This is a genomic window from Novosphingobium endophyticum (genome assembly GCF_014640675.1).
Classification (GTDB): Bacteria; Pseudomonadota; Alphaproteobacteria; order Sphingomonadales; family Sphingomonadaceae; genus Novosphingobium; species Novosphingobium endophyticum.
The window spans coordinates 1-15,108 of the sequence record NZ_BMHK01000052.1 but is presented as its reverse complement, the minus strand read 5'-3'; the positions used below and the strand labels follow the sequence as shown (position 1 = coordinate 15,108).

General features: G+C 63.7%; 24 protein-coding genes and 1 pseudogene. 24 read left to right on the top strand and 1 reads right to left on the bottom strand.

The window, feature by feature from the left end; translation table 11 throughout:
• Positions 1–537: 537 nt before the first annotated feature.
• The 24 genes from rpsL (at position 538) to rpmD (ending at position 14,591) form a co-directional block, all read left to right on the top strand.
• Positions 538–909: a 30S ribosomal protein S12 gene (gene rpsL / locus IEX32_RS19155; protein ID WP_007011879.1), complete on the top strand. Its 372-nt coding sequence runs from the start codon at positions 538–540 to the stop codon at positions 907–909.
• A gap of 182 nt (positions 910–1,091) precedes the next feature.
• Positions 1,092–1,562 (top strand): 30S ribosomal protein S7, encoded by a 471-nt coding sequence (rpsG, locus tag IEX32_RS19150; RefSeq protein ID WP_188773143.1) that lies wholly within the window; start codon positions 1,092–1,094, stop codon positions 1,560–1,562.
• Between the two features lie 118 nt (positions 1,563–1,680).
• Complete coding sequence (gene fusA, locus IEX32_RS19145) at positions 1,681–3,753, top strand: elongation factor G (RefSeq protein ID WP_188773142.1); 2,073 nt, start codon at positions 1,681–1,683, stop codon at positions 3,751–3,753.
• Positions 3,754–3,846: 93 nt separating this feature from the next.
• Positions 3,847–5,037: an elongation factor Tu gene (gene tuf / locus IEX32_RS19140; protein ID WP_188773141.1), complete on the top strand. Its 1,191-nt coding sequence runs from the start codon at positions 3,847–3,849 to the stop codon at positions 5,035–5,037.
• Positions 5,038–5,172: 135 nt separating this feature from the next.
• Positions 5,173–5,484 (top strand): 30S ribosomal protein S10, encoded by a 312-nt coding sequence (gene rpsJ / locus IEX32_RS19135; RefSeq protein ID WP_068072885.1) that lies wholly within the window; start codon positions 5,173–5,175, stop codon positions 5,482–5,484.
• A 344-nt stretch (positions 5,485–5,828) separates the two neighbouring features.
• A complete protein-coding gene (gene rplC / locus IEX32_RS19130; RefSeq protein ID WP_188773140.1) occupies positions 5,829–6,587 on the top strand; it encodes a 50S ribosomal protein L3 in 759 nt (252 codons plus the stop codon).
• Between the two features lie 3 nt (positions 6,588–6,590).
• Positions 6,591–7,217 carry a 50S ribosomal protein L4 gene (gene rplD / locus IEX32_RS19125; RefSeq protein ID WP_188773139.1) on the top strand — a complete coding sequence of 209 codons (627 nt, stop codon included), beginning with the start codon at positions 6,591–6,593 and terminating at the stop codon, positions 7,215–7,217.
• Complete coding sequence (locus tag IEX32_RS19120; RefSeq protein WP_188773138.1) at positions 7,210–7,524, top strand: 50S ribosomal protein L23; 315 nt, start codon at positions 7,210–7,212, stop codon at positions 7,522–7,524. Before rplD ends, IEX32_RS19120 begins: the two co-directional genes overlap by 8 nt.
• 4 nt (positions 7,525–7,528) lie before the next feature.
• Entirely contained in the window at positions 7,529–8,365 is an 837-nt protein-coding gene (rplB, locus tag IEX32_RS19115; protein WP_188773137.1) for a 50S ribosomal protein L2, read from the top strand.
• Between the two features lie 6 nt (positions 8,366–8,371).
• Positions 8,372–8,650: a 30S ribosomal protein S19 gene (gene rpsS, locus IEX32_RS19110; RefSeq protein WP_188773136.1), complete on the top strand. Its 279-nt coding sequence runs from the start codon at positions 8,372–8,374 to the stop codon at positions 8,648–8,650.
• Positions 8,650–9,027 (top strand): 50S ribosomal protein L22, encoded by a 378-nt coding sequence (rplV, locus tag IEX32_RS19105; RefSeq protein WP_188773135.1) that lies wholly within the window; start codon positions 8,650–8,652, stop codon positions 9,025–9,027. Before rpsS ends, rplV begins: the two co-directional genes overlap by 1 nt.
• A gap of 3 nt (positions 9,028–9,030) precedes the next feature.
• Entirely contained in the window at positions 9,031–9,726 is a 696-nt protein-coding gene (rpsC, locus tag IEX32_RS19100; protein WP_188773134.1) for a 30S ribosomal protein S3, read from the top strand.
• Between the two features lie 21 nt (positions 9,727–9,747).
• Complete coding sequence (rplP, locus tag IEX32_RS19095; protein ID WP_188773133.1) at positions 9,748–10,182, top strand: 50S ribosomal protein L16; 435 nt, start codon at positions 9,748–9,750, stop codon at positions 10,180–10,182.
• On the top strand, positions 10,182–10,394 hold the full coding sequence (gene rpmC, locus IEX32_RS19090) for a 50S ribosomal protein L29 (RefSeq protein ID WP_373285472.1): 213 nt from the start codon (positions 10,182–10,184) through the stop codon (positions 10,392–10,394). The genes rplP and rpmC overlap by 1 nt, the downstream gene beginning before the upstream one ends.
• 12 nt (positions 10,395–10,406) lie before the next feature.
• A complete protein-coding gene (rpsQ, locus tag IEX32_RS19085) occupies positions 10,407–10,697 on the top strand; it encodes a 30S ribosomal protein S17 (protein WP_188773131.1) in 291 nt (96 codons plus the stop codon).
• Positions 10,698–10,783: 86 nt separating this feature from the next.
• Positions 10,784–11,152 (top strand): 50S ribosomal protein L14, encoded by a 369-nt coding sequence (gene rplN, locus IEX32_RS19080; RefSeq protein ID WP_188773130.1) that lies wholly within the window; start codon positions 10,784–10,786, stop codon positions 11,150–11,152.
• Positions 11,152–11,469 carry a 50S ribosomal protein L24 gene (rplX, locus tag IEX32_RS19075; RefSeq protein ID WP_188773129.1) on the top strand — a complete coding sequence of 106 codons (318 nt, stop codon included), beginning with the start codon at positions 11,152–11,154 and terminating at the stop codon, positions 11,467–11,469. Before rplN ends, rplX begins: the two co-directional genes overlap by 1 nt.
• Positions 11,462–12,046 (top strand): 50S ribosomal protein L5, encoded by a 585-nt coding sequence (gene rplE / locus IEX32_RS19070; RefSeq protein ID WP_188773128.1) that lies wholly within the window; start codon positions 11,462–11,464, stop codon positions 12,044–12,046. The genes rplX and rplE overlap by 8 nt, the downstream gene beginning before the upstream one ends.
• 29 nt (positions 12,047–12,075) lie before the next feature.
• A complete protein-coding gene (rpsN, locus tag IEX32_RS19065; RefSeq protein ID WP_188773127.1) occupies positions 12,076–12,381 on the top strand; it encodes a 30S ribosomal protein S14 in 306 nt (101 codons plus the stop codon).
• A gap of 12 nt (positions 12,382–12,393) precedes the next feature.
• On the top strand, positions 12,394–12,789 hold the full coding sequence (rpsH, locus tag IEX32_RS19060; RefSeq protein WP_188773126.1) for a 30S ribosomal protein S8: 396 nt from the start codon (positions 12,394–12,396) through the stop codon (positions 12,787–12,789).
• A complete protein-coding gene (gene rplF / locus IEX32_RS19055) occupies positions 12,789–13,322 on the top strand; it encodes a 50S ribosomal protein L6 (RefSeq protein ID WP_188773125.1) in 534 nt (177 codons plus the stop codon). The genes rpsH and rplF overlap by 1 nt, the downstream gene beginning before the upstream one ends.
• Positions 13,322–13,660: a 50S ribosomal protein L18 gene (gene rplR / locus IEX32_RS19050; protein WP_188773124.1), complete on the top strand. Its 339-nt coding sequence runs from the start codon at positions 13,322–13,324 to the stop codon at positions 13,658–13,660. Before rplF ends, rplR begins: the two co-directional genes overlap by 1 nt.
• A 2-nt stretch (positions 13,661–13,662) precedes the next feature.
• Positions 13,663–14,394, top strand: a complete 732-nt coding sequence (gene rpsE / locus IEX32_RS19045) for a 30S ribosomal protein S5 (protein WP_188773123.1) — start codon at positions 13,663–13,665, stop codon at positions 14,392–14,394.
• Between the two features lie 5 nt (positions 14,395–14,399).
• Complete coding sequence (gene rpmD / locus IEX32_RS19040; protein WP_188773122.1) at positions 14,400–14,591, top strand: 50S ribosomal protein L30; 192 nt, start codon at positions 14,400–14,402, stop codon at positions 14,589–14,591.
• A 158-nt stretch (positions 14,592–14,749) separates the two neighbouring features.
• On the opposite strand, the pseudogene IEX32_RS19035 reads toward rpmD, so the two are convergent.
• Positions 14,750–15,108 (bottom strand): annotated as a pseudogene (locus IEX32_RS19035) (ISAs1 family transposase); the annotation flags it as partial.

Sequence of the window (15,108 nt, the reverse complement as noted above, 5' to 3'; positions counted from 1 at the left end):
ACCCGCGTCGCCATCTCCGAAATCTCCCCATCAAACAATTGGGGACTCACAGATTCAGCACTCTCACCAAATGTCACGCGCTAATTCACCCGATTGCCCTGTCCGCTGCGCAGGTCTGCCTTGACCTTGCCCGCGATCTCGCCTAAGCGCGCCCATCTTCGGCGGGCTGGTCCTGCCGAGACGACATAGAGCTGAACATTGTCGTTCCAGCGCTTCCGGTGCCTTCCGCGGCATTGCCGCTGGCAGGGTTCCTTTGACTGTCCTGGCCCCCGAATCGGGCAAGGTCGCGTCGGAAGCAGGGCGACAAAGTAATCCGGTGTCTTGACCGGGTGGAGTGTTTTTCGGCTCACGCTGGCGGTGATGTATTCGCTCCCGTTCGGGGAGCGGGCGCGAATTTCCCGCTTTCGTGATTCCAGCACATGCCACTCTTTCGATGCGCGCCGGACCTGATGATCCGGGGTGCGACGGGTCCGTCCCGTGGCCGGTGTGCGGTGCGGGACGGATCCATCGCACTCCCATTTTGAGAGAAGAGTATAGATGCCAACGATCAACCAGCTGGTCCGCAAGGGCCGCGAGCCGCAGAAGGCCAAGTCGAAGGTCCCTGCGATGGAGCAGAACCCGCAGAAGCGCGGCGTCTGCACCCGCGTCTACACCACGACCCCGAAGAAGCCGAACTCGGCTCTGCGCAAGGTCGCCAAGGTGCGCCTGACCAACAGCCGCGAAGTCATCTCTTACATCCCCGGCGAGGGCCACAACCTGCAGGAGCACTCGGTGGTGCTGATCCGCGGCGGCCGTGTGCGCGATCTTCCGGGCGTGCGCTATCACATCCTGCGCGGGGTGCTCGATACGCAGGGCGTGAAGGATCGCAAGCAGAGCCGTTCGAAGTACGGCGCCAAGCGTCCGAAGTAAGCGCAAGCGGCGTTGCTTCGAGGCCCCGTCATCCCGGGCTTGACCCGGGACCGCTGGAAGTCTCGGCGCAATGCCGAAGGACAAGAAATCTACCGAGCGCCCAGGAGGCCAGCGGTCCCGGATCAAGTCCGGGATGACGTTTAAAGACCTCCGCTTCGCTCCGGACGTTTTGGAGTAAAAAAATGTCACGTCGTCGTCGTCCCGAGAAGCGGGAAATTCTGCCTGATCCGAAGTTCGGGGATCAAACCCTGTCGAAGTTCATGAACAACCTCATGCTCGACGGCAAGAAGTCGGTAGCCGAAAGCATTGTCTACGGTGCGCTCGACACCATGGAAGCGCGGGCGAAGGCCGATCCGGTTCAGCTGTTCCACGATGCGCTGAACAATGTGAAGCCGCAGATCGAGGTCCGTTCCCGCCGTGTCGGCGGCGCGACCTATCAGGTTCCCGTCGAGGTCCGGCCGGAGCGTGCCCAGGCGCTCGCCATCCGCTGGCTGATTACCGCTGCCCGGAACCGTCCGGAGACCACGATGTCGGCGCGTCTTTCGGGTGAGCTGCTCGATGCCGCCAACAACCGTGGCAACGCGGTGAAGAAGCGTGAGGACACGCACCGCATGGCGGACGCGAACCGCGCTTTCTCGCATTACCGCTGGTAATCGGCGCCGTGGCGCTCGGAGCGTAAAGGTCATCCGGGCGTCACACTTTCAATTCAGGGGGCTCGGGCTTATCTGAAGCACGGCCCAGCTTCCCAAACTCCTGCTAAGGATTTTCACCATGGCCCGCAGCCATCCGCTCAATATGTACCGCAACATCGGTATCATGGCGCACATCGACGCCGGCAAGACCACAACTACCGAGCGTATCCTCTACTACACCGGCAAGTCCTACAAGATCGGCGAAGTCCATGACGGTGCCGCCACCATGGACTGGATGGAGCAGGAGCAGGAGCGCGGCATCACGATCACCTCGGCGGCGACCACCTGCTTCTGGGGCGACTACCGCATCAACATCATCGATACGCCGGGCCACGTCGACTTCACCATCGAGGTCGAGCGTTCGCTGCGCGTGCTGGACGGCGCCGTCGCGTGCTTTGACGGCGTTGCCGGCGTGGAGCCGCAGTCCGAAACCGTGTGGCGTCAGGCCGACAAGTACGGCGTGCCGCGCATGTGCTTCATCAACAAGCTCGACCGCACCGGCGCGGACTTCAAGTACTGCGTGCAGTCGATCATCGACCGCCTCGGTGCGACCCCGGCAGTCCTCTATCTGCCGATCGGCATCGAAGCCGACCTCAAGGGCCTTGTCGACCTGGTCGAGAACCGCGCCATCATCTGGAAGGACGAGTCGCTGGGCGCCGAGTTCTTCTATGAAGAGATCCCGGCGGACATGGCCGATGAAGCCGCCGAATACCGCATGAAGCTCATCGAACTCGCCGTCGAGCAGGACGACGATGCGATGGAAGCGTACCTTGAGGGCAACGAGCCCGACGTGGCGACGCTCAAGGCGCTTATCCGCAAGGGCACGCTCGGCCACGCGTTCGTTCCCGTCGTCTGCGGTTCGGCGTTCAAGAACAAGGGCGTGCAGCCCCTGCTCGACGCGGTCGTGGACTATCTGCCTTCGCCGCTCGACATCGAGGATGTCCAGGGCGTCAAGGTTGACAGCGACGAAGCCGACAGCCGTCCGCCCAAGGACGATGCTCCGTTCAGCGCGCTGGCGTTCAAGGTCATGAACGACCCGTTCGTCGGCTCGCTCACCTTCTGCCGCATCTACTCGGGCACCCTGAGCAAGGGGTCTTACCTGAACTCGGTCAAGGGCAAGCGCGAAAAGGTGGGCCGCATTCTTGAAATGCACGCCAATGACCGCAAGGACATCGAAGAAGCCTTTGCGGGTGATATCGTCGCTCTGGCCGGCATGAAGGAAACGACGACCGGCGACACGCTCTGCTCCGAAAAGGCGCCGATCGTGCTGGAGCGGATGGAATTCCCCGAGCCGGTCATCGAGCTTTCGGTGGAGCCCAAGACCAAGGCCGACCAGGAGAAGATGGGCGTCGCGCTCAACCGTCTCTCGGCCGAGGACCCCAGCTTCCGCGTCTCGACCGACCACGAATCCGGCCAGACCATCATCAAGGGGATGGGCGAGCTTCACCTGGACATCATCGTCGATCGCATGCGCCGTGAATTCAAGGTGGAGGCCAACGTCGGCGCGCCGCAGGTGGCTTATCGCGAGTATCTCGCGAAGCCGGTCGATGTCGACTACACGCATAAGAAGCAGTCTGGCGGTACCGGTCAGTTCGGCCGCGTGAAGGTCAAGGTCACGCCCAGCGAGCGCGGTTCGGGCATCACCTTCAAGGACGAGATCAAGGGCGGTAACATTCCGAAGGAATATATCCCCGCGATCGAGAAGGGCATGCGCGAAACGGCGGAAACGGGTTCGCTGGTCGGGTTCCCGATCATCGACTTCGAAATCCTGCTCTACGACGGCGCGTACCACGACGTCGACTCGTCGGCCTTGGCCTTTGAAATCGCCGGTCGCGGTTGTATGCGTGAAGTCGCCCAGAGGTCGGGGATCAAGCTGCTTGAGCCGATCATGAAAGTCGAAGTCGTCACTCCCGAGGAGTACCTCGGCGACGTCATCGGCGACATGAACAGCCGTCGTGGCCAGATCCAGGGCACCGACACCCGCGGCAATGCGCAGGTGGTGGAGGCCCACGTGCCGCTGGCCAACATGTTCGGCTATGTGAACCAGCTTCGCTCGTTCACCCAGGGCCGGGCCAATTACTCGATGTTCTTCTCTCACTACGACGAGGTTCCGGCCAACGTCGCGGCCGAGGTGAAGGAGAAGCTTGCCTGACGGCAAGAATGGTTCTAGGGGCGGCGCCTGATTCAGCGGGCGCCGCCTACCTATCCCGCGGATTCAATTTCAAACGAGAAGAAGGTTTGTAAGATGGCGAAGGCAAAATTCGAGCGGACGAAGCCGCACTGCAACATCGGCACCATCGGTCACGTCGACCACGGCAAGACCACCCTGACGGCTGCCATCACGAAGATCATGGCCGAGACCTACGGCGGTGAGGCTGTCGACTTCGCCAACATCGACAAGGCTCCCGAAGAGCGCGAGCGCGGCATCACCATCTCGACCGCGCACGTCGAGTACGAGACCGAAGCGCGCCACTACGCGCACGTCGACTGCCCGGGCCACGCCGACTACGTGAAGAACATGATCACCGGTGCCGCCCAGATGGACGGTGCGATCCTGGTCGTGAACGCCGCCGACGGCCCGATGCCGCAGACCCGCGAGCACATCCTGCTCGCCCGTCAGGTCGGCGTGCCGGCGCTGGTCGTGTACATGAACAAGGTCGATCAGGTCGACGACGAGGAGCTCCTGGAGCTCGTCGAGCTCGAAGTGCGCGAGCTGCTCAGCTCGTATGACTTCGACGGCGACAACATTCCGATCGTCAAGGGTTCGGCTCTCGCCGCCCTCGAAGGCCGCGACGACGAGATCGGCAAGAACTCGATCATCGAGCTGATGAAGGCGGTCGACGAGTTCATCCCGCAGCCGCCGCGTCCGACCGACAAGCCGTTCCTGATGCCGGTCGAGGACGTGTTCTCGATCTCGGGCCGCGGCACCGTGGTGACGGGCCGCGTCGAGACCGGTATCGTCAAGGTTGGCGACGAAGTCGAGGTCGTTGGTATCCGCGACACCCAGAAGACCGTCGTTACCGGCGTCGAAATGTTCCGCAAGCTGCTCGATCAGGGTGAAGCTGGCGACAACATCGGCGCGCTCGTTCGCGGCCTGAAGCGCGAAGACGTGGAGCGTGGCCAGGTTCTCGCCAAGCCGGGTTCCGTGACGCCGCACACCGACTTCGACGCCGAGGTCTACGTCCTTTCGAAGGACGAAGGCGGCCGCCACACGCCGTTCTTCGCGAACTATCGTCCGCAGTTCTACTTCCGCACGACCGACGTCACCGGCGAGGTTATCCTTCCCGAGGGCACTGAGATGGTCATGCCGGGCGACAACGTCACGATCTCGGTCAAGCTGATCGCGCCGATCGCCATGGACGACGGTCTCCGCTTCGCTATCCGCGAAGGTGGACGCACCGTCGGTTCGGGGGTTGTCAGCAAGATCACGAAGTAATATAGGCCGCGCACCGCAAGGGAGATTCGTCTCCCCTGCGGGCAGGTTTCTGGCTGGTCGCCCCGTTCTCCCGGCAAATGGAGAGGGTGGGGCGATTGGTTTTTTTTGAACGCTCTTTCTCATCGGTAGTAGGTTATGGAAGCTCAGAACATCCGCATTCGCCTGAAGGCGTTTGACCATCGCGTACTCGACCAGGCGACTGGCGAGATCGCAGACACCGCCCGCCGTACCGGCGCGCTTATTCGGGGCCCCATTCCGCTTCCGACGAGGATCGAAAAGTTCACCGTGAACCGCGGTCCGCACATCGACAAGAAGTCGCGTGAGCAGTTCGAGGTTCGCACCTACAAGCGGCTGCTCGACATCGTGCAGCCCAACGCCGCCACCGTCGACGCGCTGATGAAGCTCGATCTGGCTGCTGGCGTGAACGTCGAGATCAAGCTCGCCTGAGCGGGTTTGCCGAAGCCCCCGCGAAAGCGGGGGTGGCGCAAGCCGGCTCGATGCAAGTTTCGGACTTTGGTCCACATCTCTTCCGGGTTTCGGCCCGGCTCTAGCGGGGAAAATCCGCGAAGGGACAGAGCCGCAGCAGCTGCATTTGCTGCGGACACAAGGGATACCTCTGGAGCCCCGTTCTCGGGATGACGTTCCAGGCATGCGTCCCCCGTCTCGCTTCCGGCAGGCCAATGTGGTCTGTGCAGGGAGCACCCAGCCCGGACGGGGCTCGCATCACACAATTGGGTTGGACACGCCTGTTCGGGATGGTCCCGTGCAGGCCTCTGTGAAGGAGTAAGGTCATGCGTACCGGCGTGATCGCCAAGAAAGTCGGGATGACCCGCCTGTTCCAGGAGGACGGCCGCCACGTGCCCGTCACCGTCCTGGCGCTGGAAGACTGCCAGGTGGTTTCGGTTCGCACCGCTGATCGTGACGGTTACGTCGCGGTGCAGCTCGGTGCCGGCGAAGCCAAGCAGAAGAACGTCGCCAAGCCGCAGCGCGAGCACTTCGCCAAGGCTGAGGTTCCGCTCAAGATGCGCGTTGCCGAGTTCCGCGTCGCGGACGACGCCGTGCTTGAGGTCGGTTCGACCCTCGCTGCCTCGCACTTCGTGCCCGGCCAGCTCGTCGACGTTGCCGGCCACACCCAGGGCAAGGGCTTCCAGGGCGCCATGAAGCGCTGGGGCTTCGGCGGTATGCGTGCAACCCACGGCGTGTCGATCTCGCACCGTGCGCATGGTTCGACCGGTAACCGCCAGGATCCGGGCAAGGTCTTCAAGAACAAGAAGATGGCCGGCCACATGGGTGATCGTCAGCGCACCCAGCAGAACCTCGAAATCGTCCGCGTTGACGACGAGCGCGGCCTGATCTTCGTCAAGGGTTCGGTTCCGGGCGCGAAGAACGCCTGGCTCATCGTTTCGGACGCCGTCAAGGTCGACCGTCACGCCGAGGCTCCCTACCCCGCCGGCCTGAAGCAGGCCGCGAACACCAATGAACCTGTCGTTGCCGACACGCCTGCGGAAGACACCGCGGCGCCGGAAGCGGCCGAAGGCCAGGAGGGCTAAGTCGTGAAGGTCAAGGTCCTCAACCTCGATGGCAGCGCCGCCAAGGGCGACATCGAACTGTCGGACGACGTGTTCGGCCTCGAGCCGCGCGCCGACGTCCTGCACCGTGTCGTTACCTGGCAGCTGGAAAACCGCCGGGGCATCGCCCGTGCCACCCGTGAGCGCAGCGACGTTGCCCGCACCGGCAAGAAGTTCGGTCGCCAGAAGGGCGGCGGCACGGCTCGTCACGGCGATCGCGCTGCTCCGGTCTTCATCGGCGGCGGCAAGGCTCACGGCGCCCGTCGCCGCGAGTTCAACGTCTCGCTGAACAAGAAGGTCCGTGCGCTCGGCCTCAAGATGGCGCTGTCGTCGAAGGCCCAGAACGGCCTCGTCATCGTCGACTCGCTCGATGTTGCCGACGGCAAGACCAAGGCTCTTGCCGGTCAGCTCGCCAAGGCGGGCTTCGGCAAGAAGGTGCTGGTGATCGACGGCGAAGCGGTGAACGACAACTTCGCCCGCGCAGCCCGCAACATCATCGGCGTCAACGTGCTCCCCGCCATCGGCGCCAATGTCTACGACATCCTGAAGCATGATACGCTGGTGCTGACGCGCGCCGCGGTCGAGAAGCTGGAGGCGCGTTTCAATGGCTAAGTCCAAGGAAGTGGATATCCGTCACTACGACGTGATCCTTGCTCCCCACATCACCGAGAAGTCGACGCTCCTTTCGGAGAACAACGCGGTCGTCTTCAAGGTGGCCGACAAGGCGAGCAAGCCCGAGATCAAGGCTGCTGTCGAGGCGCTGTTCGACGTCAAGGTTACCGGCGTCAACACCCTGGTCACCAAGGGCAAGACCAAGCGCTGGCGCGGTAAGGCTTACCGCCGCAGCGACGTGAAGAAGGCGATCGTCACGCTGGCCGAAGGCCAGTCGATTGACGTGACCGAAGGCGTACGGGGCTGATCCGATGGCACTGAAGAACTACAACCCGACCAGCCCCGCCCGTCGCGGCCTGGTCCTCGTCGACAAGTCGGCGCTCTGGAAGGGCAAGCCCGTCAAGGCGCTGACCGAGGGCAAGAGCAAGACCGGCGGCCGCAACAACAAGGGCCACGTCACGTCGCGCGGCATCGCTGGCGGCCACAAGCAGAAGTACCGCTATATCGACTTCAAGCGTCGCAAGTGGGACATGGAAGCCACCGTCGAGCGGATCGAGTACGACCCGAACCGCACGGCGTTCATCGCCCTGGTGAAGTACACCGACGGCGAACTGGCTTACATCCTCGCGCCGCAGCGTCTGGCAGTGGGTGACGTGATCGTCGCCGGCGAGAAGACCGATACGAAGCCCGGCAACGCGATGCTCCTGTCGCAGATGCCGGTCGGAACGATCTGCCACAACGTCGAGATGAAGCCGGGCAAGGGCGGTCAGATCGCCCGTTCGGCCGGCACTTACGTACAGGTTGTCGGCCGCGACCGCGGCATGGTCATCGTCCGCCTCAACTCGGGCGAACAGCGCTACCTGCGCGGCGATTGCATGGGCACGGTTGGTGCGGTTTCAAACCCCGACAATCAGAACCAGACCCTGGCCAAGGCGGGCCGCAAGCGCTGGATGGGCCGCCGTCCGCTGACGCGCGGTGTTGCCAAGAACCCGGTCGATCACCCGCACGGCGGTGGTGAGGGCCGTACCTCGGGCGGCCGTCACCCGGTCACCCCGTGGGGCAAGCCGACCAAGGGCGCACGTACCCGTAACAACAAGCAGACGGACAAGATGATCATCCGTTCGCGCCACGCCAAGAAGAAGAGGTAAGACACGATGGCACGTTCCGTCTGGAAAGGCCCCTTCGTCGACCTGTACCTTCTCAAGAAGGCCGAGGTCGCGCAGGATGCCGGCAACCGCGCTGGTCCGATCAAGACCTGGTCGCGTCGCTCCACCATCCTTCCGCAGTTCGTTGGACTGACCTTCCAGGTCTACAACGGCCGCAAGTTCATCCCCGTCTCGGTGAACGAGGACATGGTCGGTCACAAGCTTGGTGAGTTCGCGCCGACGCGCAGCTTCCCCGGCCACGCCGCCGACAAGAAGGGCAAGCGCTGATGAGCAAGGAAAAGGCACCGCGCCGCGTTGGCGAGAACGAAGCGCTCGCGGTCGGCACCACCATTCGTGGTTCCGCCCAGAAGCTCAACCTCGTCGCCGGCCTGATCCGTGGTCGCAAGGCCGAGGAAGCGATGAACATTCTCGCCTTCTCGAAGAAGGCGATGGCGCAGGAAGCGCGCAAGATTCTCGCCTCTGCGATCGCCAACGCCGAGAACAACCACAACCTCGACGTCGACGCGCTCGTCGTCGCCGAGGCGTCGGTCGGCAAGTCGATCACCATGAAGCGTTTTCATGCCCGTGGCCGCGGCAAGTCCACCCGGATCCTGAAGCCCTTCTCGCGGCTGCGGATCATCGTTCGCGAAGTCGAGGAGGCCTGATCCATGGGTCACAAGAGCAATCCGATCGGTCTGCGCCTGCAGATCAACCGTACCTGGGACAGCCGCTGGTTCGCGGAAGGCCGGGACTACGGCAAGCTGCTTGAGGAAGACCTCAAGATCCGCAAGTTCATCATCGAGAGCCTGCCGCAGGCGGCAATCTCGAAAGTGGTGATCGAACGGCCGGCGAAGCTGTGCCGCGTGTCGATTTATGCCGCCCGTCCGGGCGTCATCATTGGCAAGAAGGGCGCGGACATCGAGAAGCTTCGCAAGAAGCTCGCGGCGATGACGAGCAGCGAAGTGAAGCTGAACATCGTCGAGATTCGCAAGCCGGAAATCGATGCCAAGCTCGTCGCGCAGGGCATTGCCGACCAGCTCGTGCGCCGCGTGGCGTTCCGCCGTGCGATGAAGCGTGCGATGCAGTCCGCGATGCGTCTGGGCGCCGAAGGCGTCAAGATCATGTGCGGCGGCCGTCTCGGCGGTGCGGAAATCGCCCGCGTCGAGCAGTATCGCGAAGGCCGGGTTCCGCTGCACACGCTGCGCGCGAACATCGACTACGCCGAAGCCGAAGCGCTGACCGCCTACGGCATCATCGGCATCAAGGTCTGGGTCTTCAAGGGAGAGATCCTGGGCCATGACCCGACGGCACAGGATCGGCTGATGATGGAGGCTCAGACCTCCGGCGTTCGCCCGGCACGCTGAGTCTAGGATAGAGTAAGCACCATGCTGCAACCGAAAAAGACCAAGTTCCGCAAGGCCTTCAAGGGCCGGATCAAGGGCGATGCCAAGGGTGGCACCGACCTGAACTTCGGCTCGTACGGCCTCAAGGCCCTCGAGCCCGAGCGGATCACCGCCCGCCAGATCGAGGCGGCCCGCCGCGCGATCACTCGTCACATCAAGCGCCAGGGGCGTCTCTGGATCCGCATCTTCCCGGACGTGCCGGTTTCCAAGAAGCCGGCCGAAGTCCGCCAGGGCAAGGGCAAGGGTTCGGTCGAATACTGGGCCGCCCGCGTCAAGCCCGGCCGCATCCTGTTCGAACTCGACGGCGTTGCCGGCCCGCTCGCGGCGGAAGCGTTCAGCCGCGCCGCGATGAAGCTGCCGATCAAGACCAAGGTCGTTGCCCGTCTCGGTGACACCTCGCACCTGGGAGGCGAATGATGGCCGCCAGCAAGACCGAAGACTTCCGCGCGAAGACCGACGACCAGCTGACCGCTGAACTCGCCGACCTCAAGCGCGAGCAGTTCAACCTGCGTTTCCAGGCCGCCACGAGCCAGCTCGAGCGCCCGGCACGCATCAAGGAAGTCCGTCGCGACATCGCCCGCATCAAGACGCTCCAGGCCGAGCGTCAGAATGCAGCGGCGAAGGCGTAAGGAGGAAACACGATGCCCAAGCGTATACTGATCGGGACCGTCGTTTCCGACAAGACCGACAAGACCGTGACCGTGCTCGTCGAGCGCAAGGTGAAGCACCCGCTCTACGGGAAGATCATCCGCCGCTCGAAGAAGTACCACGCCCACGATGAGGACAACGCCTACCGCACCGGTGAGCGTGTGCGCATCGAGGAGACCAAGCCGCTCTCCAAGACCAAGACCTGGAAGGTCCTGGATCGCCTGCAGGCCGGCAAGGGTGTTGCCTACGAAGCGAACCTCGATGTCGAGGGCGCGCGGAACTGAGTAGACGTCCCCTCGAGGCGTTCGAGGTGAGTTTTTTGGAACTGCCGGACTGGTTCCGGCAAGCCAGTTGAGAAGGAACCGGATCGATGATCCAGATGCAATCCAATCTCGACGTCGCGGACAACAGCGGCGCAAAGCGCGTCCAGTGCATCAAGGTGCTGGGCGGGTCCAAGCGTCGTTTCGCCGGCGTCGGCGACATCATCGTGGTGTCGGTGAAGGAGGCGCAGCCCCGCGCTCGCGTCAAGAAGGGCGACGTTCACCGCGCGGTGATCGTGCGCACCAGGAAAGACGTGCGCCGCGCTGACGGCAGCGTGATCCGCTTCGACAGCAACGCCGCCGTCCTCGTGAACAAGAACGAGGAACCGATCGGTACCCGTATCTTCGGCCCCGTCGTGCGCGAACTGCGCGGACGCGGCTTCATGAAGATCATCTCGCTTGCGCCGGAGGTGCTGTAATGGCTGCCGCGAAAATCAAGAAGGGTGACTCCGTCGTCGTCCTGTCCGGCAAGGACAAGGGCCGCACCGGAACCGTCCTCCAGGTCCTGCCGAAGGATGGCAAGGTCGTGGTCGAGGGCGTGAACGTCGCCACCAAGCACCGCAAGCCGACCCAGGTGAACCCCCAGGGCGGCATTGAACGCACGCCGGCGCCGATGGCGATCTGCAAGGTCGCGGTTGCCGACAAGGACGGCAAGCCGACCCGCGTTCGCTTCGAAGTCAAGGACGGCAAGAAGGTCCGTGTGGCCGTGAAGTCCGGGGAGACGATCGATGGCTGATAAATACACTCCGCGCATGCGTTCGCGCTACGACGACGAGATCGTCAAGGCCATGACCGAGAAGTTCGGTTACAAGAACGTGATGGAAGTGCCGAGGATCGAGAAGATCACGCTCAACATGGGCGTTGGCGAGGCGAGCCAGGACAAGAAGAAGGTCCAGACCGCCTCTGCCGAGATGGAAGCCATCGCCGGCCAGAAGCCCGTCATCACCAAGGCCCGCAAGTCGATCGCGCAGTTCAAGCTGCGTGAAGGCATGCCGATTGGCTGCAAGGTGACGCTGCGCCGCGAACGCATGTACGAGTTCCTCGATCGTCTCGTCACCATCGCGATGCCCCGCATCCGCGACTTCCGTGGCCTGAACCCGAAATCGTTCGACGGTCGCGGCAACTATGCGATGGGTCTCAAGGAGCAGATCATCTTCCCGGAGATCAGCTACGACAAGATCGAGAAGGTGCGCGGGATGGACATCATCGTGACCACCACCGCCAAGACCGACGACGAAGCGCGCGAACTGCTGCGCCTGTTCGGTTTCCCGTTCCCTGCCGAAGAGGCGGAAGAACAGAAGGAGGCGGCGTGAGCCGCTGCTGAGGAAGAGAGCTTAAGTCCATGGCGAAACTGAGTTCCGTGAACAAGAATGAGCGTCGCAAGAAGCTCGTGAGGAAGTACGCAGGCAAGTACGCGCGCCTCAAGGCGATCGCTGACGATACGTCGCTCGATGAAACCGAGCGCCTCATCGCCCGCCTGAAGCTGGCCGAGATCCCGCGCAACGGCAACCCGACCCGGGTTCGCAACCGTTGCGCCACGACCGGCCGTCCGCGCGGTTATTACCGCAAGTTCGGCCTGTGCCGCGTCGAGCTGCGTGATCTTGCCAACAAGGGCATGATCCCCGGCGTGACCAAGTCGAGCTGGTAAGGGGTTACTAGAATGGCAATGACCGATCCCCTGGGTGATATGCTCACCCGCATCCGTAACGGCCAGCGGGCAAAGAAGGACTCCGTCCTTTCGCCGGCCTCCAAGCTTCGTGCCCGCGTGCTCGAAGTGCTCCAGCGCGAAGGCTACATCCGTGGCTTCAGCGAAGACGCGACCGGCGCTCACCCGCAGCTGCGCATCGAGCTGAAGTATTTCGAGGGCGAGCCAGCGATCAAGCACGTGCAGCGCGTCTCGAAGCCGGGCCGCCGCGTCTATTCGGGTTCCAAGGAACTCCCGATCGTGCGCAACGGCCTTGGCATCACCATCGTTTCGACGCCCAAGGGCGTGCTCTCGGATGCCGAGGCGCGCACCCAGAACGTCGGCGGCGAAGTGCTGGCGGAGGTGTTCTGATGAGCCGCATCGGCAAAAAGCCGGTGGTGATCCCGAACGGCGTCACCGCCAATATCGACAACGGCACCCTTTCGGTCAAAGGCCCCAAGGGCACGCTGACCATGGGGCTGTCGGACCAGGTCGAGTACACCGTCGAGGACGGCTCGATCGCGGTTAAGCCGATCAACCAGAGCAAGCAGGCCCGCAGCCACTGGGGCATGCAGCGCACGCTGGTCTCGAACCTCGTTTCGGGCGTGACCGAAGGCTACACCAAGGTCCTCGAGATCAAGGGCGTCGGCTACCGTGCGAACGTCCAGGGCAAGAAGCTCAAGCTCCAGCTTGGTTTCTCGCACGACGTTGACATCGACGTGCCCGAAGACATCGAGATCAAGACCCCGGATAACACCACGGTCGAGATCTCCGGTATCGACAAGCAGAAGGTCGGCCAGGTTGCGGCCGAGATTCGTCGCTGGCGCAAGCCCGAACCTTACAAGGGCAAGGGCATCAAGTACCGCGGCGAGTACATCTTCCGCAAGGAAGGGAAGAAGAAGTAATGGCAAAGCTTTCCCTTTTCGAACGCCGTCGCCGGCGTGTCCGCACGGCGCTGCGCGCCCGTTCCAGCGATCGCCCGCGTCTGTCGGTGCACCGCACCGGCCGTCACATCTATGCGCAGATCATAGACGACGCGCAGGGCCGCACGGTGGCCGCCGCCAATACGCTTGGCGGCAAGGGCACGGACGTCGACGCCGCGACCCGCGTGGGCAAGGAGCTCGCCGAGGCCGCCAAGAAGGCGGGTGTCACCTCGGTCGTGTTCGACCGCGGCGGTTTCCTGTTCCATGGCCGCGTCAAGGCGCTGGCCGAAGCCGCCCGTGAAGGCGGGCTGGAGTTCTGATCATGGCTGACGAAAACACCAACTCCGAACAGCCGATCGCGGCCGAGAACCCGCAGGGCGGTCAGCCGCAGCAGCCGGAAGCGCGCGAAGGCCGTGGCCGTGGCGATCGTGGTGGCCGCGGACGCGGCGGCGGCGATCGTGGCGGACGTGGCGGCCGCCGTGACGACCGTCGCGGCAACCGCAACGACGATGATGGCGGCGAGGAGCTGATCGAAAAGCTCGTCCACATCAACCGCGTCTCCAAGACCGTGAAGGGCGGCAAGCGCTTCGGTTTCGCCGCGCTGGTCGTCGTCGGCGACGGCAAGGGTCGCGTCGGCTTTGGCCATGCCAAGGCCCGCGAGGTTCCCGAGGCGATCACCAAGGCGACCGCTTCGGCCAAGAAGAAGATGGTCCGCGTTCCGCTCAAGGAAGGCCGCACCCTGCACCATGACGGCCGTGGCCACTTCGGTGCCGGCAAGGTCAACGTGCGGACGGCGCCTGCCGGTACCGGCATCATCGCCGGCGGCCCGATGCGCGCCGTGTTCGAGAGCCTCGGCGTTGCCGACGTGGTGACCAAGTCGGTCGGCACCTCGAACCCCTACAACATGATCCGCGCCACTTTCGACGCGCTGACGAACCAGACTTCGCCGAAGTCGGTTGCCCAGCGTCGTGGCAAGAAAGTCGCTGACCTCCTCGGTCGCGGCGGCGCCAGCGAGGTGGAGGCCGAGGCCGCTGCCGAAGCCATCGTGGAGTAAGCGACATGGCCAAGAACGCTAAGAAGACAATCAAGATCAAGCAGATCGGCTCGCCGATCCGCCGCCCCGAGAGCCAGAAGAAGATCCTCATCGGTCTCGGCCTGGGCAAGATGCACAAGGTCGTCGAACTTGAGGACACCGCCGAAGTGCGCGGTGCGATCGCCAAGCTGCCGCACATGGTGGCCGTAGTCGACTGATCGCCTCCGGGCGTCGCAAGACATTGAGAAGGGCTCCGGTGGCGACACCGGGGCCTTTTTCTTTTTGGATAGCCGGCCAGAGGCGCGGGCCGCCCGCACCGGTCAGNTTTGTTGGTTTTGCGGCGCAGGCCGGAGCGGGGTCTGACTGGCTCGGGCGCGATGCGGACATGGTTGATGGCGAAGTGTCGGACGACAGCCATGTTTTTGGCGCCATGGCCCTTGCGCAGGCGGGATTGATCCTCGCCGAAGACGACATCGAGCACCCAGTGCAGCTGGTTTTCGATGCCCCAGTGGCCGCGCACGGCGCAGGCGGCGGCCTCTGCTGCGAATGGGGCCGAGGTGATATAGTAGCGGGTCTCCAAGCGGCAGCGATCCTTGAGTTCGGTCTTGCTGTCGACCTTTATGATGGCCCCGACGTCGGGCAGGCGCAGTTCGCCGGGGAAGCGGCGGTCACCGTTCAGCCAGTCGACCTCGCGCGCCAGTGTCACGGTGCGCTGCTCGATGCGGCCATGGCCCT

Bases quoted from the DNA above. Each gene is read 5' to 3' on its own strand.
- rplV (WP_188773135.1), top strand. From the start codon at position 8,650: ATGAGCAAGGAAAAGGCACCGCGCCGCGTTGGCGAGAACGAAGCGCTC.
- rpsE (WP_188773123.1), top strand. From the start codon at position 13,663: ATGGCTGACGAAAACACCAACTCCGAACAGCCGATCGCGGCCGAGAAC.
- rpsH (WP_188773126.1), top strand. From the start codon at position 12,394: ATGGCAATGACCGATCCCCTGGGTGATATGCTCACCCGCATCCGTAAC.
- rpsC (WP_188773134.1), top strand. From the start codon at position 9,031: ATGGGTCACAAGAGCAATCCGATCGGTCTGCGCCTGCAGATCAACCGT.
- rplR (WP_188773124.1), top strand. From the start codon at position 13,322: ATGGCAAAGCTTTCCCTTTTCGAACGCCGTCGCCGGCGTGTCCGCACG.
- rplF (WP_188773125.1), top strand. From the start codon at position 12,789: ATGAGCCGCATCGGCAAAAAGCCGGTGGTGATCCCGAACGGCGTCACC.
- rpsJ (WP_068072885.1), top strand. From the start codon at position 5,173: ATGGAAGCTCAGAACATCCGCATTCGCCTGAAGGCGTTTGACCATCGC.
- IEX32_RS19120 (WP_188773138.1), top strand. From the start codon at position 7,210: ATGGCTAAGTCCAAGGAAGTGGATATCCGTCACTACGACGTGATCCTT.
- rpmD (WP_188773122.1), top strand. From the start codon at position 14,400: ATGGCCAAGAACGCTAAGAAGACAATCAAGATCAAGCAGATCGGCTCG.
- fusA (WP_188773142.1), top strand. From the start codon at position 1,681: ATGGCCCGCAGCCATCCGCTCAATATGTACCGCAACATCGGTATCATG.
- rplE (WP_188773128.1), top strand. From the start codon at position 11,462: ATGGCTGATAAATACACTCCGCGCATGCGTTCGCGCTACGACGACGAG.
- tuf (WP_188773141.1), top strand. From the start codon at position 3,847: ATGGCGAAGGCAAAATTCGAGCGGACGAAGCCGCACTGCAACATCGGC.
- rpsQ (WP_188773131.1), top strand. From the start codon at position 10,407: ATGCCCAAGCGTATACTGATCGGGACCGTCGTTTCCGACAAGACCGAC.
- rpmC (WP_373285472.1), top strand. From the start codon at position 10,182: ATGGCCGCCAGCAAGACCGAAGACTTCCGCGCGAAGACCGACGACCAG.
- rplC (WP_188773140.1), top strand. From the start codon at position 5,829: ATGCGTACCGGCGTGATCGCCAAGAAAGTCGGGATGACCCGCCTGTTC.
- rpsS (WP_188773136.1), top strand. From the start codon at position 8,372: ATGGCACGTTCCGTCTGGAAAGGCCCCTTCGTCGACCTGTACCTTCTC.
- rplP (WP_188773133.1), top strand. From the start codon at position 9,748: ATGCTGCAACCGAAAAAGACCAAGTTCCGCAAGGCCTTCAAGGGCCGG.
- rpsG (WP_188773143.1), top strand. From the start codon at position 1,092: ATGTCACGTCGTCGTCGTCCCGAGAAGCGGGAAATTCTGCCTGATCCG.
- rplB (WP_188773137.1), top strand. From the start codon at position 7,529: ATGGCACTGAAGAACTACAACCCGACCAGCCCCGCCCGTCGCGGCCTG.
- rplN (WP_188773130.1), top strand. From the start codon at position 10,784: ATGATCCAGATGCAATCCAATCTCGACGTCGCGGACAACAGCGGCGCA.
- rplX (WP_188773129.1), top strand. From the start codon at position 11,152: ATGGCTGCCGCGAAAATCAAGAAGGGTGACTCCGTCGTCGTCCTGTCC.
- rpsN (WP_188773127.1), top strand. From the start codon at position 12,076: ATGGCGAAACTGAGTTCCGTGAACAAGAATGAGCGTCGCAAGAAGCTC.
- rpsL (WP_007011879.1), top strand. From the start codon at position 538: ATGCCAACGATCAACCAGCTGGTCCGCAAGGGCCGCGAGCCGCAGAAG.